Below are 24,197 nucleotides of genomic sequence, written 5' to 3' on the forward strand. Positions count from 1 at the left end.
TGCGCTCGAGTCGCACGGCGTCGCGGTGCACCGCCCCCCCGGTGCGGCAGCGGGCGACAGCGGGGCCGGGCGGCAGCGGGCGCTCCGGCGCGTGCCCGCGTGCACTCCGGCGCGTGCTCGCGTCCGCGCGGGCCGGGAGCGTTCTCGGCGCTGTGAGGGCAGACGGTCCGGCGCGGGATCCGGCACACGATCCGGACCACGCAACGGCGCGCATTTCATTCGAACATATCTTCGATATTTCGCCCCGAATGTGAGAGAATAGAGCATGGACCCGAACCCCGAGCTCGACCTCCGAACGGCCATTCCGGCCGGGCTGTCGGAGGGGTGCGCGGTGGTCGATCCGGAGGACCCTCCGGCGGGCGATGTCGCCGGTGCGCCCGGGTTCCGTCTGGCGATCGCGAGCTTCGATGCGGCGATGTCGGATCTTCCGGAGTCCCCGTCGGATGACGAGTTGCTCGCGGCGGTCGCCGAGGTCGAGAGCCTGTCGCGTCGGGTCGAAGCTGCGCAGGTCCGTCTTGCGCACCTCGTGAGAGCGGCGAGCGCCCCCGGCCTCGGGGCAGAGTCGCTCGCCCGTCGGCGCGGCTGTCGCGGAACGATCGAGCTGCTGCAGCACACGACCGCCGCGTCCGCACGGACGCTGTCCCGGCGCCTGCGCGTCGCGGACCGGGTGGCTCCGCGCCTCGGCATCATCGGCGAACGACTCGACCCCGTGAACGAATGCGCCGCGCGCGCCTTCGCCGAGGGCCGCCTCTCCCTCGAGTGCACGGATCTCGTCACCGGCGTCCTCGCACGCACCGAGCTCGCAGCCGACCCCGAGCATCTGGCGGTCGCCGAACGCGAGATGGTGGCGGCGGCGACCGGCGACGGCGGCGAGCTCCCCCTGCACGACGACAGCATGCGGACGGTCGCCCGCGTCTGGGGCTCGTTCCTGGATCAGGACGGCGAGAGTCCCGGCGAGACCGTGGCGGAGCTCAAACGCGGGCTCCGCTTCGGTCGCGAGCGCCGTGGGCTCGTCCCTCTCCACGGCGCGCTGCTCGCGGAGACCGCAGCGCTGCTCGGCAGGCTCTGCGATGCGATCAACGCCCCGCAGGCCTCGCGGCGTCCCCGCTTCGCCCCCGTCGAGGCCGCCTCGCCCACGGCGGGCACCGGGGCAGAACCAGGCGAGGCCGCGCATGGCGGGACCGCGGAGCGCCGCGACGACGCCGTCCTCGACGCCGACGCGTTGACACCGACCGACCCCCGGACGGCGGATCAGCGCCGGCACGACGCCCTCGCGACATTGCTCGCGGCGGCGGCGAAGCAGGCCGAGACCCCGCAGCTCGGCGGCGCTCCCGTCACCGTGCTCGTGCAGGTCACGGCGGAGGAGCTCTCGAGCGGGGACGGCGCGGGCTGGGTGCACGGCCCCGACGGGGCGCCCCTGCCCGTGCCGATCAGCACGGTGCGGCACGCCGCATGCGCGGGCGCAGTGCAGCGGGTGACGCAGGACACGACGGGCCGGATCATCGGCCTGGACTCGCCCCAGCGCATCTTCTCCGCTCATCAACGGCGGGCGATCACGGTGCGCGACGGCGGATGCGTCATCCCCGGGTGCACGGTCGCCGCCGCCTGGTGCGAGGTGCACCACGTGGCCGAGCACGCCGCCGGAGGGCCGACGCACACGGACAACGGCGTGCTGCTCTGCTGGCACCACCACCGCAGTCTCGGCTCTTCCGGGTGGGAGGTGCGCATGCACGACGGGATCCCCGAGGTCCGCCCGCCGTACTGGACGGATCCGAGGCGCCGGTGGCATCGAGTCAGATCCCCGCTTCGACCCCCGGGGCTCGCCCGGAGCGCGTAACCCTCGACCCGCGACCCCGTGCCGCGCTCGACCCGCTACCCGACGGCTCCCGCACCGCGCTCATGCGGCGACCCTGTGATCCTGTGATCCTGTGATCCTGTGATCCTGTGATCCTGTGATCCTGTGATCCTGTGATCCTGTGACACCGTGACACCGTGACACCGTGACACGCTCGCTCTCGGACCCGGTGACCCTGTTGCTCCCGCACCAGGTGTGCACGGCGACCCGGTGTCTCCGCGGCTCCCGCACCGCGTTCGCACGACGACGGCGACCGCACTGGCTCCCGCGACCCCGACCGCGCGTCTCGGTCCCCTCCTGTGCGTGATCGGCACCGGGCGGGCGCATGCGTTCGCCCAGGGGCGCGGTTCAGGGCTTCCGGTAGGCCGCCTGGTCGACCGGACCTCGCCCAGGGTCCGTCTCCCCCTCGCCCGCACCGCCGTCCTCGTCATCGGGAGGGATGCGGCAGGCGTGCTCCGCGTATGCGGCGCACGCGACGAGCACGGCGCCGGCTCCACACACGATGAGCATGGGTAGCCACGTCGCCACGGGTGCGGGAATGCTCCGCCCCAGCAGGGAGAGCGCGAGCCCCGCGCCGAATCCGCCGAGCAGGGCGCCGACGAGCTGCCCAGCCCGCGCCGCCGCCAGCAGCCGGACCGCCTGGAACGGGTTGACGCGACCCGTCCGCCCCGCGAGCGTGCGCCGCAACCGGATCGCAAATCCAAGCAGCACCGCACCGATGAGCACGAGCGTGATCGGCAGCGAGTAGGGCGGCACGAAGGGCGCCGCCCCCCGACTCGACAGCGCGAACTGCACGAGGAGCCCGATCGCGGCGCCCATCGCGGCGGCCGCGACCGCGGCGAGCGGGTTGCTCCGCTCGAGCCTACGCATCGGCACCCTCGGCACCCTCGGCGCGCGCAACGTCCCCGGCGCCCGCGACGTCACTCTCACCGTCGGCACGCTCGGCACCCACGACCGCGCCATCGGCATTCTCGTCGAACGGCCGCGTGGTGTCGCCGACGCGGGCGAGGAGCTCCGCCACTCGCCCGTGCCCCATGAGCACGGCATCGGGCTCGAGCGCCAGCCACGGGGCGAGCACGAAATCCCGCTCGTGCGCCCGCGGATGCGGCACGGTGAGCCGTTCGTCCTGCACCACGCGACCGCCGTACAGGATCAGGTCGATGTCGAGCGTGCGGTCGCCCCAGTGCACGTCGCGCACGCGCCCGTGCACCGCTTCGACCTCCTGCAGGAGATCGAGCAGCGCGTGCGGGGTGAGCGTCGTCGCGGCTCGGGCGACCCCGTTGAGGTAGCGAGGAGCCTCGGGATCCGGGCCCGAAGCCGTGAGCGCGATGGTCTCGCGCAGCGGCGACGCCGCGAACTCGCGGATTCCCGGGGCTGCGGCCAGCTCGCGCTGCGCCGCGCGGATGGTCTCTCCGCGATCGCCGAGGTTCGCCCCGAAGGCGAGCAGCACGGGGACGAGCTGGGCGATCACGCGTCGCCCCCCGCCGAGCGCACGACCGTCACGGCGACGTCGGCGAACACGGCATCGATGGGCGCCTCGGGCTTGTGCACCGTGACGCGCGTCGAGACGACGCCGGGGAAGCCGAGCGCGATCTCGGCGACGCGCTCCGCCACCGTCTCGATGAGGTCGACGGGATCGCGCTCGACCCCGGCCACGACGGCCTCGGCGAGCTCCCCGTAGTGCACCGTGCGCTCGAGCGCGTCACCCGCAGCGGCAACGGCGAGATCGACGGCGAGTTCCACGTCGATCAGGAAGCGCTGCCCGCGCTCCCGTTCGAAATCGAAGACTCCGTGGTGGGCGAACACCTCGAGGCCGGTCAGCGCGATCCGATCCGCCGGGACGGCCGGTGAGGCCGGCGCGACAGGAGCGGCGGGGACGGCCGGCGCGTCGGGCGCACCCGGCGATGCTGGCGTGCCCGGCAAAGCTGGCGCGACCGACGCCGCAGGCGCACCGGCCGCCACAGGCGCACCGGGCACCGCGGCCGCACTCGGAGACGCCGCCGCACTGGGCACCGCAGCCGCATCTGGCGAGGCGGGCCCGGATCCCCCGGCCCCGGATCCCGCCGCAGACGCTCGTGGAGTCCGGGCCGCGCCCGCCCCCCACGCCGCCTCGATCGCGAGCGCCTGCAGCGTACCGGCCACGTCGTGCACGCGCACGCCCCAGGCCCCGGCCCGCGCCGCGAGCGCGCTCACCACGGCGGTGGCGAGATCCCGCTCGTGCACCCCGGGGGCCAGCCCGCGGCCGGCGCGCACGCGCTCCGGCAGCCCGGCCAGGGCATCGGCGAGCATGCGCTTGCGCGAAGCGCCGACGAGCACGGGGTATCCGCGCGCCGCGAGCGCGTCGAGCCCCGCGAGCAGCTCCCAGCCCTGCGCTCCGGTCTTGTCGAAGCCGAGTCCCGGGTCGAGCACGATGCCGCCCGGATCGACGCCCGCCGCGACCGCGGCAGCCGCGAGCCCCTCCAGCGCGTCACCGACCTCGGCGACCACGTCGCGGTAGTCCGAACGCCGATGCGCCGGGTCCGGCACGCCCCGCCAGTGGCCGATGATGAAGCCGACCCCCCGCTCGCGACTCGCCTCCGCTGCGACGCGGAGCATGTCGGGATCGTGCAGTCCTCCGGAGACGTCGTTGAGGTACCGGGCGCCCGCCGCGACCCCGGCCGCGGCGGTGGAGGCGTGGATCGTGTCGAGGGACACGGCGATACCCTCGGCCGCCAGTGCCTGGATCACCGGGAGCACGCGCCGCTGCTCCTCCTCGGGAGCCACGGGATCGGCCCCGGGACGCGTCGATTCGCCGCCGACGTCGACGATGCCGGCGCCCTGTGCGACGAGTTCGCGTCCGCGGCTGATCGCGGTCGCGGCGATCGCGTAGCGGCCGCCGTCGCTGAACGAGTCGGGGGTCACGTTGAGCACGCCCATGACGCGCGTGCGCGCGCCGCGCGCTGCTCCGACCGGATCGAGCGCGTCGAGCTCCGCCGCGGTCACGATGCCCGCCCCCGCGCCGCTCTCCGATGAGCGCGAAGACGCCGGTCTGCGCGGCGTCCTCCGCGAGCTCGCCGCGCGAGGCGACGGTCACGGCCAGCGCCTCGGTCTGGCGGACGCCGCGATCGGCCACGCAGCCGTGGCTCGCCTCGAGCACGACGAGCACGCCCCGCGGCGCCAGCCCGTCCTCGAGCACCTGGGCGATCTGCTCACCGAGCCGCTCCTGCATCTGCGGCCGCGCCGCGAGCACCTCGACCACGCGTGGGATGGCGCTGAGGCCGACCACGCGGGCGCCCGGCCGGTAGGCGACATGGGCGCGCCCGCGGAAGGGCAGCAGATGATGCTCGCAGACGGAGCGGAGCTCGACGTCGCGGACGAGCACGAGCTCCCCCGTGTCCTCGCCGACCGGGATCGCATCGGAGAGGAGCACCGCGGGATCCTGTCCCACCCCCGCGAAGAACTCGGCATAGGCGTCGGCGACCCGGAACGGGGTGCTCGCGAGCTCCCGGCTGTCGGGGTCGGAGCCGATCGCGCCGAGCAGTTCGCGCACCGCCGCGGCGATGCGTTCCCGATCCACCGTGGCCCCCATGGCGGCTACCGGGATTCGTCCGCGTCGCCGGGCCGGACGCCGAGGTTCCGCGGCGGCTCCTCGCTCGACCCCGGCGAGGAGGCACCGGGGTCCGTCGGGGGCGTCGGCGCCGTGGAGCCGGCGGAGGCCGACGGCTCGGCGGGCGCTGCGGGGTCGGTACGGTCGCCGTGCGGCGCCGCGGGGGCGCCGGAATCGGCGACGGCGCCCGCGTCGGCGGGGACGCCGGGAACGGCGGGCGCGGCGGGCGGCGCCTGCGCAGCCGGTCCCGCGGGATCCGCAGCCCCGGCCGGGCCCGCGGGCACCGCGCCCTCGTCGTTCGCGGCGACCCGGTCGTCCGTCCGCACCGCGGCGGGCACCTCGATCGGCGGGCGATCCGAGACCGGCCGGGCGTCGTGCGAGAGCCAGGTGGGGCGCTCGGGCAGCTTCTGCACGTGCGTGAAGATGCGCGCGATCTGGATGTGGTCGAGCGTCTCCTTCTCGAGCAGCTCGCGGGCGAGGGCGTCGAGGATGTCGCGGTTCTGCACGAGCACCTCGTAGGCCTCGTTGTGGGCCTGCTCGAGCAGCGCGCGCACCTCGACGTCGATCGTCTCGGCGACGCCCTCGGAGTAGTCGCGGTTCTGGCCGAACTCCCCCATGAACGCGCCGGGCTGCCCCTGGCCGAGCTTCACCGGCCCGACGGTCGCGGACATCCCGTACTCCGTCACCATCTTGCGCGCCGTGCCCGTCGCCTTCTCGATGTCGTTGCCCGCGCCGGTCGTCGGATCGTGGAAGACGAGCTCCTCCGCGACGCGGCCGCCGAGCGCGTAGGCGAGCTGATCCTGCAACTCGTTGCGCGTCACCGAGTACTTGTCCTCCAGCGGGATCACCATCGTGTACCCGAGGGCGCGGCCGCGGGGCAGGATGGTGATCTTCGTCACGGGATCCGTGTGGTTGAGCGCCGCGGCCACGAGCGCGTGGCCGCCCTCGTGGTACGCGGTGATGAGCTTCTCGCGGTCCTTCATCACGCGCGTGCGGCGCTGCGGCCCCGCGATCACGCGGTCGATGGCCTCGTCGAGGGCGCGGTTGTCGATGAGCTGCGCGTTCGAGCGCGCCGTCAGCAGCGCGGCCTCGTTGAGCACGTTCGCGAGATCGGCGCCGGAGAAGCCGGGCGTCTTGCGCGCCACGACGTCGAGGTCGACGTTCTGGGAGAGCGGCTTGCCCTTCGCGTGCACCTGCAGGATCTTGAGCCGCCCGGGCATGTCCGGCGCATCGACCCCGATCTGGCGGTCGAAGCGGCCCGGGCGCAGCAGCGCCGGATCGAGCATGTCGGGGCGGTTGGTCGCCGCGATCATGATCACGTTGGTCTTCGGGTCGAAGCCGTCCATCTCGACGAGCAGCTGGTTGAGCGTCTGCTCGCGCTCGTCGTGGCCGCCGCCCATGCCCTGCCCCCGGCGCTGGCCGACCGCGTCGATCTCGTCGACGAAGATGATGGCGGGCGCGTTCGCCTTCGCCTCCTTGAAGAGGTCGCGGACGCGGCTCGCGCCGACACCGACGAACATCTCCACGAAGTCCGAGCCGGAGATCGAGTAGAACGGCACTCCGGCCTCGCCCGCGACCGCGCGGGCGAGCAGCGTCTTGCCGGTGCCGGGCGGGCCGTAGAGCAGCACGCCCTTCGGGATCCGGGCGCCGACCGCCTGGAAGCGCGTCGCGTCCTGCAGAAAGTCCTTGATCTCGTGCAGCTCCTCGACGGCCTCATCAGCGCCCGCCACGTCGGCGAAGGTGACCTGCGGGGTCTCCTTCGAGACGAGCTTCGCCTTGGACTTGCCGAACTGCATGACGCCGCGCCCGCCGCCCTGCATCGAGGAGAGCATCCACCAGATGAGGAGGCCGACGAGCAGCATGGGCAGCAGGAAGCCGAGCAGCGACCACAGCGGATTCGTCTGCGGCACGGCATCGGTGAAGCCGTCCTTGAGATCCGCCTCGTTGACCGCCTCGACCACGTCGGTGCCGCGCTGCGAGACGTAGTAGAAGAAGACCTGGTCGGTGCCCGTCTTCGTGTCGACCTTGGAGAGCGTGAGGTTGACGCGCTGGTCGCCGTCCACGATCTCGGCCTGCTTGACCTTGCCGTCGGCGATCAGCTCGAGCCCGCGGTCGGTTTGCACCTCCCGGGTGTTGCCCCCGGCGAGCAGCGACCACCCGAGCAGCACGATGAGCGGCGCGAGGATCAGGTAGAGCAGCGGGCCGCGGAACAGCTTGCGGTTCTTCGAGGTGCTCTTCGGAGCGTTCTCTGCCAAGTCGGGGCCTTTCGAGACGGGCGGGCCGGGGAGGACCGGCGACCACCAGCGTAGTCAATACCCCTGTCACCGGACTGAGCGGACGGGGCCTGTACGCTCACGGCGGATTCCGCCGGGCTACTCCCCGCCGTAGACGTGCGGCGCGAGCACCGCCACGTCGCGCAGATTGCGGTAGTCCTCGGCGTAGTCGAGACCGTAGCCGACCACGAACTCGACGGGGATGTCGAAGCCGACGTATGCGACGTCGACCTCGACCTTGAGCGCCTCGGGCTTGCGGAGCATCGTGCAGATGCGCACCGACTTCGCCCCGCGGCTCTCGAGGTTCTCCTTGAGCCAGGAGAGGGTGAGCCCCGAATCGATGATGTCCTCCACGATCAGCACGTCGCGGCCGGTGATGTCGGCGTCGAGATCCTTGAGGATCTTGACGACGCCGCTCGACTTCGTGCTCGCGCCGTAGGAGGAGACGGCCATCCAGTCCATCTGCGCATGGAAGCGCAGTTCCCGCGCGAGATCCGCCATCACCATGACGGCCCCCTTGAGCACGCCCACGAGGAGCGGGGGCGCGTCGGCGTAGTCGGCCTCGATCTCGCGGGCCATCTCGGCGAGGCGCGCGTGCAGCTCGGCCTCGGTGTGCAGTACGACGGACAGGTCATCACCCAGATGTTTGGCATCCATGCGTCTATTCTTCCATCCCGGAGCGGGCCCCCGGCGCACCCGTGAACACGATGCGCCCGCGATCCCGGGTCACGAGGATCCCGGGCACGTGGAGGGGGCCCTGACCGCGCCAGGCGGTGACGAGGGCGGCGATCGCCAGCGTGTGCTCCCGGCCGAGTCCGATCCCGAACTCGGCCTCCGCGACGCGGCGGATGATGCGGTGCCTGAGTGCGGCGGGGTTCGCCGCGAGCGCCGCCGCCGAGACCGCGATGCCCGCCTCCGCGGGTTCGACGATCTCCTCGATCTGCTCCTCGACCATCACGTCGAAGGCCTCGGCGTCCTCGCGGGCGAGGTCGGCGCTGCGAGCGAGCGCCGCCGCGACTCCGGGACCGAGCTCGCGCTCGAGCACCGGCAGCACCCGGGTGCGCACCCGGGCGCGCGCGTACGCGGGGTCGGCGTTGTGGGGGTCCCGCCAGAACGCGAGCCCCTGCTCCGCGCAGGCCGCCTCGGTGACCGCTCGGGTGATGGCGGGGTCCGCGGCGAGAAAGGGGCGCAGGATCGCCACCCCCGGGGCGAGCTCCCGCGCCGGCGGGATCCCGGCGAGGCTGCGGCTGCCCGAGCCGCGGGCGAGTCCGAGGAGCACCTGCTCGGCCTGGTCGTCGCGGGTGTGGGCGGTGAGGATCGCCGCGGCGCGCTCCGCCTCGGCGGTCCGGGCGAGCGCGTCGTAGCGCGCGGCGCGCGCGGCGGCCTCCGGCCCGTCGCCGTCGTCCGTCACCCGGACGCCGACGAGCCGGACGGGGGCGAGCCCGAGCCCGCGGGCGAGGTCGGCCGCCGTGCCCGCGACGGCGGCCGCGTCCCGCTGCAGCCCGTGATCGACGATCACGGCGCCCGCCGAGAGTCCGAGGCGCGGCGCCTCGTGCGCGACGGCGGCGGCGAGGGCGAGCGAGTCGGCACCGCCCGAGAGCGCGACGAGCACGAGCGGCCGCGGCGCCGGCGCGGCCACACCTGGGCGGACGCCGCCCGGCGGCTCGGCGGTTCCGGAGGGGTCGGCGGTTCCGGACAGCGCGGCGGTACCGGACAGCGCGGCGGTACCCGGCAGCGCGGCGTGGCGCAGCGCGTTCCGCACGGCGCGGCGCGTATCGAGCAGTGCGCGCTGGATCATGCTCCCGCGTCCGCCGTCTCGCCCATGTCTCAACGTTACCCGCCGCACCCCGGGGATGCGGCCGGGGCGCGGCGGGGACCGAGCGCGGCGGGGACCGAGCGCGGCGGGAACGGAACCGGGCTGCGGCGCGGATGCGGCGCCGGCCCCCGGCCCCCGGTTCCCGCGCCCGGCGCCCGGTTCCCGCGCACGGGGGTCGGGTAGCCTTGATCCCGCACCCGCGGCCGGAGCACCGGCCGCATCAACCGCAGAACGCACGCAAGGAGCGCACATGGCCGCAGCATTCGACGCCGTCATCGAGATCCCCAAGGGGAGCCGCAACAAGTACGAGGTGGATCACGAGACCGGTCGGGTGTACCTCGACCGCGTGCTCTACACCGGCTTCGTCTACCCGACGGACTACGGCTTCTTCGAGGAGACCCTCGGCGAGGACGGGGATCCGCTCGACGTGCTCGTGCTGCTCGACTACCCCGTCTTCCCCGGCGTCGGCGTGAAGGTGCGCCCGGTCGGCGTGCTGAAGATGAGCGACGAGGCCGGCGGCGACGACAAGGTCATCGCGGTGCAGCACAAGGATCCGCGCTGGGCGCACATCCAGGACGTCGCCGACATCCCGGAGTACACGCGCAAGGAGATCGAGCACTTCTTCGAGCACTACAAGGACCTCGAGCCCGGCAAGTGGGTCAAGGTCGACGCCTGGGGCTCGGCCGCCGACGCGGAGCAGCTCATCATCGAGGCGCAGCAGCGCCTCGCCGAGCAGCACTGAGCCGCGGAACGCGCCTCGCCGAGCAGTGCCGAGCCGCGGAACCCGCCTCGGCACGCGACGGCGCAGGGCCCGGGATCATCGCGATCCCGGGCCCTGCGGCGTTCCGGCCCTGCGGCGTTCCCGCGTTCCGGCCCCGCGGCGCGCGTCAGAAGTAGATGTAGTCCGCGGGGTTCACGAAGTCGTACCAGCCGTTGTCCTGGTTGGGGCGCATCTCGAAGTGCAGGTGGCAGCCGGAGCTCGCGCCGGTGGTCCCCACGTAGCCGAGGATCTGGCCGGCGTACACGGCCTGCCCGGGCACGACGATCGCCCAGCTCATCATGTGCGCGTAGCGGGTCTGCCAGCCGTTGGGGTGGTTGACGCTGACCATGTTGCCGCCGCCGCCGCCGTCCCAGTAGGTGAGGGCGACCGTGCCGGAGCCCGCGGCGTAGATCGGTGTGCCGCACCCGGCGGCGAGGTCGATGCCGGTGTGGTCGGGGCGCCCCGGCGGGCGGAATCCCTCGGAGACCCAGTACCCAGAGGTCGGCAGCGTCCAGCCGTTCCCGCCGCCGCCGACGCCACCGCCGCCTCCGCCTCCGCCGGAGCCGGGATCGGTGCCGCCACCGCCGCCGCCTCCGCCGCCGTTCCCGGCCTCGCGGGCGAGACGCTCGGCCTCCTCGGCCTCCTTGCGCCGGCGCTCCTCCTCGGCGCGGCGCTGCTCCTCCTCGATGCGGAGCCGCTCCTGATATCCCTCGACCGTCTTCGTCGTGGTGTCCTTGAGCGCCTCGAGCTTCACCGCGAGATCGCGCTGCTGCTCCTCCTGCTCCTGGACCTTCTCGCCCTGCGTGGAGACGGCCGCGGCTGCCTCCTGCTCCTTCTGCTGCTGCTCCTGGCGGAGCACCTCGCGCTCGGCGGCGGCCGCCTCGGCCTGCTGGGTGAGCGTGTCCGCGGTGTTCGCCGCCTGCTCCGCCTCCTGGGAGAGCTGCGTGTTGCGCTCGGTGGCCTTCGACATCGACGCCATGCGGTCCAGCAGCGCGTCCGCGGTGCTGCCGTCGGAGTCGAGGAAGAGCTCGAGACTGCGGTCGACGCCTCCCGAGCGGTACATCTGCGCGACGAGGGCGCCGGCGCGGTCAGCCGCGTCGTCCGCCTCCGCACGGCTCGCCTCGGCCTGCGTCTCGAGGGTCGCGGCCTTCTCCGAGGCGCGCGCAAGCGCGTCCTCCGCGGCGTGCAGCTCCTCGATGGTGGTGGAGTGGAGGTTCCGGAGCCGGTCCAGCTCCACCTCGCCGTCCGCGATGAGCTGCTCAATCTCCTTCACCTTCGCGGAGGCCGCCGACTGGTTCTGCTTCGCCTGCTGCACGTCGTCCCAGGTCGGCAGATCGAGCGCCTGCGCGGGGGCCGCTCCGATCGGCGCGGCGACCAGGATCCCGGCCGCGAAGGCGCAGGCGCCGATCGCGCTCAGGACGCGCCTCGTCGATCCCCTCATCCGCTTCCGCATACTCCCCCAGCCCATGTGTCGGTCTTCGGTCCAGGGATACGCTAGCATCGACGCCGCGCCCGACCCCGGAAGCGATCGGGGAGGCGCGGCATTCCGCGCGACGCGGCGACGGATCGAGAGGGCGCGGATGGCGGAGCGGAACGACCGCGGATCGGCGGACCTCGACGCCGCCACCGCCCGGACGGCCGGCGCCTACGGCGCGCGCGCCGACGAGTACATCGCCGCGGTGGGGCGGATCGGGCACGTCGCGGAGCCCGACCTCGCGCTCGTGCGCGAGTGGGCGCTGGGCATCGCGGGCCCGCTGCTCGACGTGGGCTGCGGCCCCGGCCAGTGGACGCGGTACCTCGCCGAGCTCGGTGCGGACGCCCGGGGCGTCGATCCCTCGCCGGAGTTCCTGGCGCGCGCCCGCTCCGACGCCCCGGGCGTGCGCTTCCGGCTCGGCGCCGCCGAACGCCTCGGCGGCAGGGACGCCTCGATCGGCGGCGTCCTGGCCTGGTACTCCCTCATCCATACGCCGCCCGAGCACATCGCCGCGCCGCTCGCGGAATTCGCGCGGGTCCTCCGACGCGGCGGCGGCCTCGCGCTCGGCTTCTTCGCCGGCTCCGAGCTCGCCCCCTTCGACCACGCGGTCGCGACCGCCTATTTCTGGCCGCCGCAGCTGCTGACGACCGAGCTCGCGGCCGCCGGGTTCACGGTCGCCCGCGTCGAGACGCGGCACGATCCCGGGGCGCGACCGCACGGGGCGATCCTCGCGGTCCGCGACGGCTGAGGCCCGCATCCCCGCGCGGCGGGCAGCCCGGGGGGTTCACAAGTCGCCGAGGACGGGCTAACGTGTCCTGTGACCGCCGACAACGGCGTCCGCGGTCACCTTCTTCCGGGCCCTCCGAGGCCCCCGGAGACCACGCCCCTGCCCGATCCGATCGGCCCGGTTCAGTCGTCGAGCAGCGCCGCCGCGAACATCGGGCGGGCGGCGTCCGCACTCGGCGGGTGGAAGAGCCCCGCCGTCGCATCTCTGAGCAGCCGGCTCGCCTCGTGCTCCGCGTCGTAGCCCGCGCCGCCGGCGCACACGAGCGCGACCTCCGCCGCGCGCCGCGCCGCGCGCGAGGCGTTCAGCCGCGCGCTGACGAGACGGGGCGGCCACGACGCCCCGTGATCGATGCGCTCGTCGAAGTCGCGCGTCGTCGCGTCGAGCTGCGCCGGCACCGCGAGGTACTCCGCGTAGGCGTCGCCCAGGCGCGTGCGGTACTCGGCGACCTCGGCGAGGGACCCGCCGCTCTTCGCCGAGCGCCGCCGGCGCAGCCCCGCGGCGGCCACGTCGAGGGCGCGGCGGGCCACGCCCGCGTAGACGGAGGCGACGAGCAGCTGGAACTGGCTCGTGATGGCGAAGGTGAGCAGATCGGGCACGCGCCCGGGCGGCAGGATCCTGACGACCCGCTCCGGCCGCATCCGCACCGCCTCGAGCGTCGTCGCGCGGCTCTGGGAGGCGCGCATGCCGAGCACCTCCCAGCGATCCGAGACCCCGATGCCGGCCTCCGCCCGCTCCACGAAGCCGTAGACGAGTCGGGGGTCCTCCGGGTCGCTCGCGTCCAGGCCGTGCGCGATGAGGCGGGTCCAGACCGGCGACAGCGAAGTGAAGATCTTCACGCCGCTGAGCCGGTACCCGCCGTCCGGCTCGGGTACGGCCGCCGTCGTCGATCCCTGCAGCACCCAGTCGTTGCCCGGCTCGCTGATGCCGAAGGCGAAGATCTCGCCCGCGAGCGTCTCGGCGAAGACCTGCTCGAGGGTGCGGTCGCCGCGCTCCGACATGGCGCGGGCCACCCCGGTGCACATGAGATGCATGTTGACGCCGAGGGCGGTCGCCGGGGCGGCTCCGGCGAGCCGCTGCTGCAGCCGCGAGACCTCGTGGAGGGTGAGTCCGGGCCCGCCGTGCGCCTCGGGGACGAAGAGCGCGAGGTAGCCCGCCCCGCGCAGCTCGGCGAGGTCCTCATCGAAGAAGCCGTTCTCGCGGTCGGTCTCTGCGGCGCGCCCGCGGAATCGCTCGAGCAGCGCATCGGGGAGGTAGCGCGCGGCGAGCTCCGCGTGCCGGGTCTCGCGGTCGGTCATGGCGGGTCTCCTGCTCTCGGTCGGGATCGGGGTCGGGGTCGGGGTCGGGGTCGGGATCAGCTCAGGCCGTTCGCCGGATCGGCGCGCCGCAGCACGAGCGCGGCGTTGTGCCCGCCGAAGCCGAAGGAGGTGGACAGCGCGGTGCGGATCGGCGCGCGCCGCGCCGCGCCCGCCACGATGTCCCACTCCGGGAACTCGGGGTCGTCGAGGTTGCGGGTCGGCGGCAGCATCCCGGTGCGCAGCGACTGCACGGCGATGATGGCCTCGGCGACGCCGGAAGCGCCGAGCAGATGCCCGGTGACCGATTTCGTCGCGCTGATCGGAATGCGCCGCGCCGCGTCCCCGAAGACGCGGGCGAACGCGGCGAGCTCCGCCGCGTCCCCCGCCGGCGTGCCGGTGCCGTGGGCGTTGATCGCGTCGATCCCGACTGCGGCGCCGGCACCGACAGCGGCTCCGACAGCGGCAGCGGCGCCAGCACTGGCAGCGGCTCCGGCAGCGGCGTCGGCTCCGGCAGCGGCGTCGATGCCCGCGTCGGCGAGCGCTTCCGCGACGGCCTCGGCCGCGCCGCGTCCCCCGGGCTCGGGGGCGGTGGCGTGGTGCGCGTCGCTCGATGCGCCGAAGCCCGCGAGCTCCGCGAGCACGACGGCGCCGCGCGCGCGGGCCGCCGAGGCGGACTCGAGGAGGATCGCGGCGGCGCCCTGCGACATCACGAAGCCGCCGCGGCCCCGGTCGAACGGGCGGCACGCCGCCTCGGGATGCGCCTCGTAGCCCGTGGCGAGCGCCCGCAGGTTCGCGTTCGCCGCGAGGTTGACGGGTCCGAGGCAGTCCTCCGCGCCGACCACGAGCACGGCATCGGCGTAGCCGTGGCGGATTCGCCTGAGCCCCTCGCCGAGGGCGACGCCGCCGCTCGCGCAGGTGGCGGAGACGGCCTGGGCCGCGCCGTGGAGGCCGTGCCGCTGGCTGATGAGCGCCGCCGCGGCGTCCGGCGCCCCGTGCATCGCGAGCGCGAGCGGCACGGCGCGCGGACCGCGGGCGTCGAGCGCGCGCGTCGCGGCCTGCATGGCGTCGACCGGTCCCGAGCCGGTCGCGACGATGACGGCGGTCCGCCGCGGCGACCACGGCAGCGGGAACGGCGGCTCGGCGACCGCGGCCGTCGCGCCGTCGAGGGCCGTGCCGAGGGCGTCGCCGAGCGCCTCGTCGGCGGTGGCGATCGCCCACTGCACGACGGGGCTCAGGCGCCGCGCCTGAGCCGGCGTCAGCACGCGCGACGCGTCGAAGTCGCGGACCCGTCCGCCGATGCGCACGGGGAGCTCCGCGAAGGCAGCGCCGTCCAGCGCCGTGATCGCGCTGCGCCCGGCGACCACCGCGTCCCAGAGCGCCGGAGCGCCGATGCCGCTCGCGGTCACGGCGCCCATCCCGGTGATCGCGACGCGCTCGGGGCCGCGCCCGCCCCCGCTCACAGGCGCACCGCCCGTCCGTCGGCGATCGCCTCGGCGGTCTCGCCGCGGCGGATCTTCCCGCCGACCGTGCGGGGCAGCCGGGCGATGCGATACCAGCGGCGCGGCACGAACTGCGGGGCGAGGCGCTCGGCGGCGCGGGCCGCGAGCGCCGCGCGGATCGATGGATCCGCGCGGGTCGAGTGATCCGCGCGGGTCGAGGGATCCGTGCGGGTCGACGGCGAGGACGCCGCGTCCGGAGCCTCCTCGACGACGAGCGCCACGACGCTGCCCAGCCGCGCGTGGGGCAGCGCGACGGCGCAGGCCTCGCCGATGCCCGGCATGCCAGCGAAGGCCCGCTCGACCTCGGGCAGCGCGACCTTGTGCCCGCCGGTCACCGCGATGTCGCCCGCACGGCCGAGGAGCTCGAGTTCGCCGCCGATGAGGCGCCCCTGGTCCCCCACGCTGGCCCAGCCGTCCGGGCCGCGCAGCTGCGTCGGACTCGTGCCGGCGAGGTAGCCGTCCGAGCAGGCGTCGGCGCTGATCCAGAGCGTTCCGATCTCCCCGTCGGGCAGGGCTGCGCCCGCGGCGTCGCGGATCGCCGCGCCGATGCCGGGGTAGACGGCGATGCGGGAGCCGTCGCCGCCGCGGCTGTCGCCGATGAAGCCGATCTCGGCGGCGCCGTAGTAGCTGATGAGCCGGACCGCCGGCAGCGCCTGCGCCAGGGCGTCGCGGAGCGCCGCGGAGAGGTGGGCGCCGCCGGTGACGACGAGGTCGAGCGTCGCGCAGGCCGCCGGATCGCGGCGTGCCGCGTCGGCGATCGCCTGCACGACCGCGGGCACCGCGACGACGCGGCTGACGCCCGCCTCCGCGATCCGCGCCGCGAGCGCGAACGGCGAGAAGGCGTCGGCCAGGTGCGCGGCCCCTCCCGTGCCGAGGCATTCGATCACGGCGTACAGGGTGAGGCTGTAGGAGACCGGCCCCGGGGCGAGGGTCACCACGCCGGGGCCGGGCTCGAGGTGCGCACTCGAGACGGCCAGGTTCGCCCGGTACTGGGCGCGGGTCTTGAGGAACGCCTTGGGATCGCTCGTCGTTCCCGAGGAGAAGAGCAGCAGGAACGCCTCGTCGGGCGCGCGCACGCACGGCGGGGCCGCCGGGACCGCCGTGCGCTCCCGCGCGCGGAACTCGTCCAGCCCGAGGATCCGCCCGCCCCAGCCCGCGGCGGCGAGCGCATCGGCGAGGGCCGGATCGTCGGCGATCACGACCCCGATCCCCGTGGCGAGCACGACGCGCACGCGGTGCTGCAGCGGCCAGCGCGGATCGAGGGTCGCGGAGACCGCGCGGTAGCCGGAGAGCCCGGCGAGGATGCGCGCCGTGTGGAACGCCGAGCGCACGCTCACCGCCGTGATCGGGATACCGCGGGTCTCGGCGGCGGGGCGCGGCGCGCGCTCGCCGCTCTCGGCATGGAGCGCGTCGACGACGGCGAAGACGCGGCGGGAGTCCTCGACGAGCGCGGCGTAGCCGAGCGCCTCGCCGTCGCCCGCGAGCGCGAGGCGCTCCGGGTGCGCCGCCGCGGTCTCCAGGATGCTCGCCGTGATGGGCACTTCGCACCTCCCGATCCGGCCGTGCGCCGTAGGTATTTTCTGGCCCGAGTCCATTCTAGGGACCCGAGGCGCCGACGCGTCGACGCGGCGCCGGGCGCGCGCGTGACTTATCGATACTCCATTCAAAACTTGTGTATCGACTATTCCCCAGGTGTGCCGGTGTACCGTGGGAGGGAATCACGGGCGTCGGCTTCTCCGCGACCCCGGCTCCCGGACCCCCGGAAGGGTCCGGCCCATCGTCTTCACGAGGTGCGCTGTGCTGATTGGTCCCCAGAACGACTCCTCCGCGGATCGGGTGCTGCAGGGTATGCGCGCCGACATCGTCTCCGGCGCGCTGCCCGGCGGCGCCCGCCTCATCGAGCGCGAGCTCGCCGAGCAGTACGGCGTCAGCCGCCTGCCGGTGCGGGAGGCGATCCGCTGGCTCATCCTCGAGGGACTCATCGACCGCAGCCCCCGCCACGGCGGCGTCGTCCATGCGATGGATCGCGCCGACGTCGCGGACATCGCGGAGCTGCACGGACCGCTCGACCGCCTGACGGCGCGGCAGGCGGCGCTGCGGGCCCCCGCGGCGGACGCCGAGCGCTTCCGCGCCGAGCTCGCCGTGGCCGAGCGGGCCGCGGCGGCCGGGGACCGGGCCGCGAGCGGACGGGTGATCCAGGAGCTGCGCTCCCTCGTCTTCGCCGCGACCGGGAATCGTCCGCTCCGGGAGATCCAGCAGGCGCTCGAGAGCCGCACGATGCGCATGTTCACCCAGGCCAGCCGTCTCGCGCTCGATCCCTTCCCCCACTTCCACCGGCTCGCCGACGCCCTCGCCGCCCGAGACCCCGGGGGCGCCGACGCCGCGATGGCCGCCCTCGGCGCGCACATCGCCGAGGCTCGGGCCGAGCACGCCCTCATCGAGCTCACGGATGGCGGCGACACCGCCTCCGGGTACGGCACAGCCGAGGCCGCCGGGCTGCTGCGCGAGCGGATCCCCTACACCCCGGGCTTCGTCCTCGTGCGCGACGCGGTGCGCGACCAGATCGTTGCGAGGACGCGCCGCCCGGGCACCGTCATCTCCGGCCGGCTGCTCGCCGTCGAGTTCGACGTGAGCCGCTATCCCGCGCTCGAGGCGATCGAGGCGCTCGCCTACGAGGGGCTCGTGACGCTCGGCTCGGCGCGCGTGGCCTCCCGAGTGCGCTCCCTCGGAGCGGAGGAGGCGGAGGATCTGTTCGACGTCGCCGCCGAGCTCGACGCGCTCGCGGCCGGCTTCGCAGCGCGCCGCCCGGCACCGCAGGAGCTCGCGTCCCTGCACCGGATCGTCGTCGCGGAGCAGTCGGCGATCGCGCACGACCCCGCCTCCGCGCACGAGCCGGCCTTCGCCTTCCTCCGCCAGATGTACGAGATGACCGGCAACCGCGTGCTCGTCGAGATGGGCCGGAAGCTCGAGGGTCGGCGGCGCATGGTGCTCGCGGCCTCCCCCGTCGATCACCGCACCGCGCGCGGGCACGAGCAGCTGCTGCGCGCCATCTCCTCCCGCGACGGCGCGCTCGCCGCGACGCTGTACCGCCGCGCCTTCGCCGATCCGGAGTACCGCTCCGGCATCCTCGGCGCCGCGCGGCTCGCGGCGTGAGCGTCCGGGCGCCGCGCCGCATCCCGGGAGCGCTCAGCTCTCCTCGGCGAGCAGCCCGGTGACGCGGTACGGGATCACCTCCCGCAGGAACAGGCTCGTCGAGGTGCGGTCGATCCCCGGGCAGAGGCGGATCTCCTCGCTCACCCGGTAGAGATCGTCGGGATCCTTCGCGACGACCCTGAGCAGCAGATCCGTGCTCCCCGCCGGGGCGAAGCACTCCAGCACCTCGGGAATGTCGGCGAGGGCGGCAATCGCGTCGCCGATCTGATGCTGATCGAGCTCGACCTGCACACTCGCGCCGACGGGCCGGCCGAGCGCCTGCGGCGAGACGCGGGCGCTGTGCAGGCGCAGCGCCCCCGACTCGCGCAGCCGTTCGAGCCGCGCCTGCACCGTGCCCCGGGCGAGCCCGAGCCGCATCGCGATCATCGCCGTCGGCATGCGCGCGTCCTCGTCGAGCACCCGCAGGATCCGGCGGTCGGTCTCGTCCAGTCCGCGCATTCTGACGCCCTTCTGTCGGTTGACACCGTGTCCGATCGATCATATTGCACAATCTTCTTGCAGAGTCTTGCGCATATCGCGGCGCATCCGATTGACTGACTCCCGTCCGGGGCTCGCACCCGAGCCGCGGACGCAGCCGTCCGCACCATCCCCGCGGGCGGAACGGAACGCCCCACAAGGGCGGTAGCAAGGAGTCAGCCATGCCCCACCCCGGCACCCAGGCCATCCCCCGGGCCGCAGTCGACCCCGCCCCCGGCGGGCTCCCGCACCCGCGCCAGGTGCGCGCCCCCGCGCGCACGGTCCTCACCGCGCTGGCCCTGTTCGCGCTCCTCGTCGGCGCCAACCTCTCGACGCCGCTCTTCCCCCTGCTCGAGCGCGAGCTCGGCACGGGCGCGCTCGGCACGACGCTGGCGTTCTCGAGTTACGTGCTCGCGCTCATCGTCGGGCTGCTCCTCTTCCGCCGCGTGGCGGACGTCGTCAACCGGCGCACGGTGCTCGTGACCGCGCTCGCCGCGGCGGCGCTCGCCACCGCGGCGCTCGGGGTCGCGCCCACCCTCGGCTGGTTCTGCGCGGCGCGCGCGGTGCAGGGCGCCGCCGTCGCGTGCGCGACGGGGATCGGCGCGAGCGCGCTGCGCACGCTGCTGCCGGGGCGGCCGGCGCTCGTGGGACGCCTCACCCTCCTCGCCACCTCGGGCGGGGTCGCCGCCGGGCCCGTGCTCGGCGGACTGCTCTCGCTCGCACCGGCGCCCCGGCTGATCCCGTATCTCGCGATTGCCGTCGTGCTCGCGGCGCTCGTGCCCGCGATCCTCGCGGTCGCGCCGCACGCCGCCTGCGCGCCCGCGCCGCACGACGACCGCATCGCGCTCCCCGACGCGCCCCCCGAGCGCTCGGCGCGAGGCGCGGGCCGCGGCGGGCGGGACGCGCTGAGCGCGTTCAGGATCGCGGCCGCGGTCGGCTTCCTGAGCTTCACAGTCTTCGGCTTCTGCCTCTCGCTCGCCCCCTCGCACTTCGCCGCGATCGCCGGCACGGACGCGCGGCCGGTGATCGGGCTGCTCGCCGCCACCACCCTCGGCGCCTCGGCGCTCACCCAGCTCGTGCCGCTGCGCGGCGCCTGGCGGACCCCTGCCGGGCTCGCGATCCTCGCGCTCGCGCTCGCGGGGCTCGCGGCGGCCGGCGCGGTCGGCGCCGTCTGGTTCCTCGTGGTCGTCTGCGCGCTCGCGGGCATCGGTCAGGGCGTCGCCTTCCAGGCGGCGTTCACCGACGCGACGGCCCGGGTCGCGCCGGATCGCCACGCCTCGACCGTCAGCGCGATCTACACGGTCACCTACCTCGGCAGCGCGCTGCCGGTCGTCGCGCTCGGGGCGCTCGTCGAGCGCATCGGCCGGGCGGACGCGGTGGCCCTCTTCGCGCTCGCGACGGCCGGGGCGTGCGCGCTGCTCGGCGTCGTCGCCGGGCGGCGAGCGCGACGCGGGCGGCGCGGCGGGAGCTCACCCCGCTGACGGCGTCGACCCGGGCGCGCCGCTTCCGGGGCGCCCGGGCTCCGCCGGGCTTCGGCGCCCCTCCGCTACTCCGCTCCTCCGCTACTCGGCGAGCATGGCGAGGGCCAGGCGATCCGCCTCCTCCGCGAGCAGCGGTCCGAAACGGTCGGCGACCGCGCGCCGCGCGATCCGGCTCGCCCCCTCGGAATCGCGCGCCTCGATGGCGGTGAAGAGGCCCCGGTCGATGCGGGCGGAGTCGAGCTTCACGCGGTTGTCGTGGTGCTCGCCCTCGGCGTCGCGCTGCATGAGCGGGCGGAGGGCGCCGGAGACCGCCTGACCGCTGAGCCGCAGCACCTCGTTGCCGCTCGCGGCCCAGATGGCCTCGTGGAACTCGAGGTCGGCGTCGGCGAAGCCCGGATCGTTCGCCTCGGCGTCGCGCTCCATCCGCTCGATCCCCCGGCGCATGCGCGCGAGCTGAGCGTCGTCGTGCCGGAAGGCGGCGAGCCGGCTCGTCGAGCCCTCGAGGATCACGCGGTACTGCACGAGCTCGGCCGCGCTGAGCGCATCGGTGCCCACCATCGCGCGGAAGGAGCGCGCGAGCGTCTTCGAGGAGGGGGCGAGGACGACGGGGCCGCCGCGCGTCCCCGGCCGCGATTCGAGCAGCCCCATGCTCTGCAGGATCCGGAGCGCCTCGCGCACCGTGGGGCGGCTCACGCCGAACTGCACCATGAGGTCCCGCTCGCTCGCGAGCTGCGAGCCCACCGGGATCTCCCCGGAGACGATGGCCCGCTCGATCTGGTCCACGATGCGCTCGTAGGTGTGCACGGGCACGGCGGGTTCGAAGCTGTGGGACGTCGTCACCAGGGGTCCTTCCGGCCGGGAGGGGCGCGTTCCGCGCGGTCCCGGCCGTCCGCGGCCGGGTGTCATTCCCGATGATACCGCGACACCAGTGGCCTTACCATGTATCCTGGTTCGAAATCTCGATCCCGTCTCGGAAGGACGCACCCCACTTCGATCCGCAATACGCTGGCAGTGCCGACACCGTCCGGGATCGGCGTCGTCCAGCGCTCCCGGGCACTGTCGCCCGACCCGACCATCATCACCGATCCCCACGGGGATCCGAGCCACAGGAAAGCAATGATGCGACGTAAGAACTCCCTGTTCGCCGCGGCGGCCCTCGCGACCGCCGCGCTCCTCGGCCTCGCGGGATGCTCCGCCGGCGCCGGCAGCAGCAGCGGCTCCGGGGGCGAGACCCCCACGACCGCGACGATCGCCCTCACGGGCACGCCGACGAACCTCGACTTCACCACGACCGCGGGCTCCGCGATCCCCCAGGCGCTCATGTCGAACGTCTACGAGGGCCTCGTCGAGCTCGACGACTCCGGCGAGATCGTCCCGCTCCTCGCCCAGGAGTGGAGCGTCAGCGACGACCGCAAGACGTACACCTTCACGCTGCAGGAGGGGGTCACCTTCTCCAACGGCGCGCCGTTCACCGCCGAGGACGTGAAGTTCAGCTTCGACCGGGTGAAGACCGACTGGGTCTCCAGCCTCAAGACGAAGATGGACGTCGTCGAGAACGTGGAGGTGCTCTCGGACACCGAGGTCGCCGTGCATCTGAGCACCCCGTCGAACGCGTGGCTCTTCAGCCTCGCCACGCCGGTCGGCGCGATCTTCACCCCCGAGGGCGTAGACGACCTCGCGAACGCCCCCGTGGGCACCGGCCCCTACGAGGTCGCGTCCTGGACCCCGAACGAGAGCATCGTCTTCGAGACCCGCGACGACTACTGGGGCGAGGCCCCCGGCGTCGAGGAGGTCACCCTCAAGTACTTCGCCGACGCCACGGCGACCACCAACGCGCTGCAGACCGGCGACGTCGACGCCATCGCGAACCTCCAGGCCCCCGAGCTGCTCTCGAGCTTCGAGGCCGACGACCAGTTCGTCGTCACGAGCGGCACCTCCAGCGGCGAGGTCTCGCTGTCGATGAACAACCGCGCCGCGCCCTTCGACGACGTGCGCGTGCGCCAGGCCGTGCTCTACGCGCTCGACGAGCAGGCGATCCTCGACACCGCGTGGAACGGCTACGGCTCGCTCGTCGCCACCTACGCGACGCCGACCGACCCCTACTACGAGGACCTCACGGACGTGTACCCGCACGACCCCGAGAAGGCGAAGGAGCTCCTCGCGGAGGCCGGCCAGGAGAACCTGAGCATCACCTTCACCGTGCCGACCCGCCCCTACGCGCAGGCCGTCTCCGAGATCGTCGTGTCGCAGCTGAAGGACGTCGGCATCACCGCCACGATCGAGTCCGCCGAGTTCCCCGCCGTCTGGCTCGACGAGGTCTTCACGAAGCACGACTACCAGATGACGACCGTGCTCGCGGTCGAGGCGCGCGACATCCTGACGGTGTTCAACGACCCCGACTACTACATCGGCTACGACAACTCGAAGATCGCGCCGATCGCCGCGGAGGCCGACCAGGCCGACGAGGCGGGCTACGTCGAGGGCATGCAGCAGGTCGCCCGTCAGATCGTCGATGACGCCGCCTCGGGCGTGCTGTTCCTCTTCCCGAACATCACCGTCGCGAAGGCCGGCCTGCAGGGCCTGCCCGAGAACGCGATCGTCGAGGCGCTCAACCTCACCGATCTGAGCTGGCAGTAACGGGCGCGGGCGTCCGGCGCGGCCCCGCGCCGCGCCGGACGCCCGGCCCCGGCCCGCAGGGGCGATCCCGCCCCGCCCCGCCCCACCCCGTTCGCTCCGTCCCGGAGGACCCCGCATGGCCATACGGATCCTGATCAATCTCGCGAGATTCGCGGTGACCTACGTCGTCGCCACGGTCGTCGTCTTCCTCTTCATGCGCCTCATCCCCGGCGACCCCGCCCAGATCGCCCTCGGCGTGAACGCGACGCCGGAGCTGCTCGAGCAGACCCGGCGGGAGTTCGGCACGGACCGGCCCCTCGTCGTGCAGTACTTCGAGTGGTTCGGCGGCCTGCTCCGCGGCGACTTCGGCACCTCCTACCTCACGCGCACCGACATCAGCCCCATGGTGCTCGACCGGGTGCAGGTCAGCCTCATCCTCGTGCTCACGGCGATGGCCGTCGCGCTCCTCGTCGCGATCCCGCTCGGCACCTGGGCCGCCGTGAAGCACCGCAGCTTCTCCGGCGTCGCCATCGGGCTCGGCTCGCAGATCGGCGTCGCGATCCCCGGCTTCCTCGCCGGCATCCTGCTCGTGATGATCTTCGCCGTGGGACTCGGCTGGCTCCCCGCCAACGGCTGGACCGCCCCCGCGGAGGACTTCGGCGACTTCCTGCGCCGGCTCATCCTCCCGGTCGTCGCCCTCGCCTCCGTGCAGGGCGCGATCCTCACCCGCTACGTCCGCTCCGCCGTGCTCGAGGTGATGAGCGAGGACTACCTCCGCACCGCCCGCGCCAAGGGGCTCAGCGCGAACGGCGCGCTGCTCAAGCACGGCCTGCGCAACGCCGCGATCCCCGTCATCACCGTCACCGGAGTGCAGATCGCGGCGCTCATCATCGGCGCCGTGGTCATCGAGCGCGTGTTCGTCATCCCCGGACTCGGCTCCATGCTGCTCGACGCCGTCGGCAACCGCGACATGCTCACCGTGCAGTCCGTGGTCATGGTCCTCGTGGCGATCACCCTGATCCTCAACCTCGTCGTCGACATCCTGTACACGATCATCGATCCGCGACTGCGAAGGAGCGCCTAGCC

At 74.1% G+C, this 24,197-nt stretch carries 19 protein-coding genes and 1 pseudogene; 7 read left to right on the forward strand and 13 right to left on the reverse strand.

The features are described 5' to 3' along the window. Positions 1-265 precede the first annotated feature (265 nt). Positions 266-1,837 (forward strand): HNH endonuclease signature motif containing protein, encoded by a 1,572-nt coding sequence (locus tag MUN78_RS11305; RefSeq protein WP_244726501.1) that lies wholly within the window; start codon positions 266-268, stop codon positions 1,835-1,837. Between the two features lie 366 nt (positions 1,838-2,203). On the opposite strand, the gene MUN78_RS11310 is transcribed toward MUN78_RS11305, so the two are convergent. The 7 genes and pseudogenes from MUN78_RS11310 to tilS form a co-directional block, all read right to left on the reverse strand. Further along, the gene (locus MUN78_RS11310) at positions 2,204-2,725 is read right to left on the reverse strand and encodes a DUF3180 family protein (RefSeq protein ID WP_244689994.1); all 522 of its coding nucleotides are present in this window, start codon (positions 2,723-2,725) and stop codon (positions 2,204-2,206) included. Further along, positions 2,718-3,326 (reverse strand): 2-amino-4-hydroxy-6-hydroxymethyldihydropteridine diphosphokinase, encoded by a 609-nt coding sequence (gene folK / locus MUN78_RS11315; protein ID WP_244726503.1) that lies wholly within the window; start codon positions 3,324-3,326, stop codon positions 2,718-2,720. The genes MUN78_RS11310 and folK overlap by 8 nt, the downstream gene beginning before the upstream one ends. Beyond that, positions 3,323-4,837: a dihydropteroate synthase gene (gene folP / locus MUN78_RS16710; protein ID WP_283248399.1), complete on the reverse strand. Its 1,515-nt coding sequence runs from the start codon at positions 4,835-4,837 to the stop codon at positions 3,323-3,325. Before folP ends, folK begins: the two co-directional genes overlap by 4 nt. Positions 4,838-4,844: 7 nt before the next feature. Further along, positions 4,845-5,423, reverse strand: a pseudogene (gene folE / locus MUN78_RS11330) (GTP cyclohydrolase I); the annotation flags it as partial. 5 nt (positions 5,424-5,428) lie between these two features. Further along, a complete protein-coding gene (ftsH, locus tag MUN78_RS11335) occupies positions 5,429-7,696 on the reverse strand; it encodes an ATP-dependent zinc metalloprotease FtsH (RefSeq protein WP_244726505.1) in 2,268 nt (755 codons plus the stop codon). A 117-nt stretch (positions 7,697-7,813) separates the two neighbouring features. Next, on the reverse strand, positions 7,814-8,371 hold the full coding sequence (gene hpt, locus MUN78_RS11340; RefSeq protein ID WP_244690004.1) for a hypoxanthine phosphoribosyltransferase: 558 nt from the start codon (positions 8,369-8,371) through the stop codon (positions 7,814-7,816). 4 nt (positions 8,372-8,375) lie between these two features. Continuing rightward, the gene (gene tilS / locus MUN78_RS11345) at positions 8,376-9,512 is read right to left on the reverse strand and encodes a tRNA lysidine(34) synthetase TilS (RefSeq protein WP_244726507.1); all 1,137 of its coding nucleotides are present in this window, start codon (positions 9,510-9,512) and stop codon (positions 8,376-8,378) included. Between the two features lie 268 nt (positions 9,513-9,780). Between tilS and ppa the strand changes: the two genes are divergently transcribed. After that, complete coding sequence (gene ppa, locus MUN78_RS11350; protein ID WP_244690008.1) at positions 9,781-10,272, forward strand: inorganic diphosphatase; 492 nt, start codon at positions 9,781-9,783, stop codon at positions 10,270-10,272. 145 nt (positions 10,273-10,417) lie between these two features. On the opposite strand, the gene MUN78_RS11355 is transcribed toward ppa, so the two are convergent. Then, positions 10,418-11,731, reverse strand: a complete 1,314-nt coding sequence (locus tag MUN78_RS11355; RefSeq protein ID WP_244726509.1) for a peptidoglycan DD-metalloendopeptidase family protein — start codon at positions 11,729-11,731, stop codon at positions 10,418-10,420. A gap of 139 nt (positions 11,732-11,870) precedes the next feature. Here MUN78_RS11355 and MUN78_RS11360 point away from each other — a divergent pair, with 139 nt between their 5' ends. Next, a complete protein-coding gene (locus MUN78_RS11360) occupies positions 11,871-12,512 on the forward strand; it encodes a class I SAM-dependent methyltransferase (protein ID WP_244726510.1) in 642 nt (213 codons plus the stop codon). 161 nt (positions 12,513-12,673) lie between these two features. Here MUN78_RS11360 and MUN78_RS11365 read toward each other — a convergent pair whose 3' ends face one another. From MUN78_RS11365 to MUN78_RS11375, 3 genes are read right to left on the reverse strand one after another with little or no spacing between them, the layout of a single operon-like run. After that, positions 12,674-13,846, reverse strand: a complete 1,173-nt coding sequence (locus MUN78_RS11365) for an acyl-CoA dehydrogenase family protein (protein ID WP_244726512.1) — start codon at positions 13,844-13,846, stop codon at positions 12,674-12,676. Positions 13,847-13,902: 56 nt separating this feature from the next. Beyond that, on the reverse strand, positions 13,903-15,306 hold the full coding sequence (locus tag MUN78_RS11370) for a beta-ketoacyl-[acyl-carrier-protein] synthase family protein (RefSeq protein ID WP_346730564.1): 1,404 nt from the start codon (positions 15,304-15,306) through the stop codon (positions 13,903-13,905). Next, entirely contained in the window at positions 15,303-16,886 is a 1,584-nt protein-coding gene (locus MUN78_RS11375) for an AMP-binding protein (protein ID WP_244726514.1), read from the reverse strand. The genes MUN78_RS11370 and MUN78_RS11375 overlap by 4 nt, the downstream gene beginning before the upstream one ends. A gap of 256 nt (positions 16,887-17,142) precedes the next feature. On the opposite strand from MUN78_RS11375, the gene MUN78_RS11380 reads away from it, so the two are divergent. Next, entirely contained in the window at positions 17,143-18,498 is a 1,356-nt protein-coding gene (locus tag MUN78_RS11380) for a GntR family transcriptional regulator (protein WP_244726516.1), read from the forward strand. A gap of 33 nt (positions 18,499-18,531) precedes the next feature. On the opposite strand, the gene MUN78_RS11385 is transcribed toward MUN78_RS11380, so the two are convergent. Continuing rightward, positions 18,532-18,996: an Lrp/AsnC family transcriptional regulator gene (locus MUN78_RS11385; RefSeq protein WP_244726517.1), complete on the reverse strand. Its 465-nt coding sequence runs from the start codon at positions 18,994-18,996 to the stop codon at positions 18,532-18,534. A gap of 200 nt (positions 18,997-19,196) precedes the next feature. Here MUN78_RS11385 and MUN78_RS11390 point away from each other — a divergent pair, with 200 nt between their 5' ends. Continuing rightward, positions 19,197-20,495 carry an MFS transporter gene (locus tag MUN78_RS11390; RefSeq protein WP_244726519.1) on the forward strand — a complete coding sequence of 433 codons (1,299 nt, stop codon included), beginning with the start codon at positions 19,197-19,199 and terminating at the stop codon, positions 20,493-20,495. Between the two features lie 81 nt (positions 20,496-20,576). On the opposite strand, the gene MUN78_RS11395 is transcribed toward MUN78_RS11390, so the two are convergent. Beyond that, positions 20,577-21,335 (reverse strand): FadR/GntR family transcriptional regulator, encoded by a 759-nt coding sequence (locus MUN78_RS11395; RefSeq protein WP_244690023.1) that lies wholly within the window; start codon positions 21,333-21,335, stop codon positions 20,577-20,579. 276 nt (positions 21,336-21,611) lie between these two features. Here MUN78_RS11395 and MUN78_RS11400 point away from each other — a divergent pair, with 276 nt between their 5' ends. Together MUN78_RS11400 and MUN78_RS11405 are read left to right on the forward strand one after the other, a co-directional pair. Then, positions 21,612-23,132, forward strand: coding sequence for an ABC transporter substrate-binding protein (locus MUN78_RS11400; RefSeq protein ID WP_244726521.1), 1,521 nt, complete (start codon positions 21,612-21,614; stop codon positions 23,130-23,132). A gap of 115 nt (positions 23,133-23,247) precedes the next feature. After that, positions 23,248-24,195, forward strand: coding sequence for an ABC transporter permease (locus MUN78_RS11405; RefSeq protein WP_244690027.1), 948 nt, complete (start codon positions 23,248-23,250; stop codon positions 24,193-24,195). The last annotated feature ends 2 nt before the right edge of the window (positions 24,196-24,197 follow it).

It is taken from the genome of Leucobacter allii (assembly GCF_022919155.1).
Classification (GTDB): Bacteria; Actinomycetota; Actinomycetes; order Actinomycetales; family Microbacteriaceae; genus Leucobacter; species Leucobacter allii.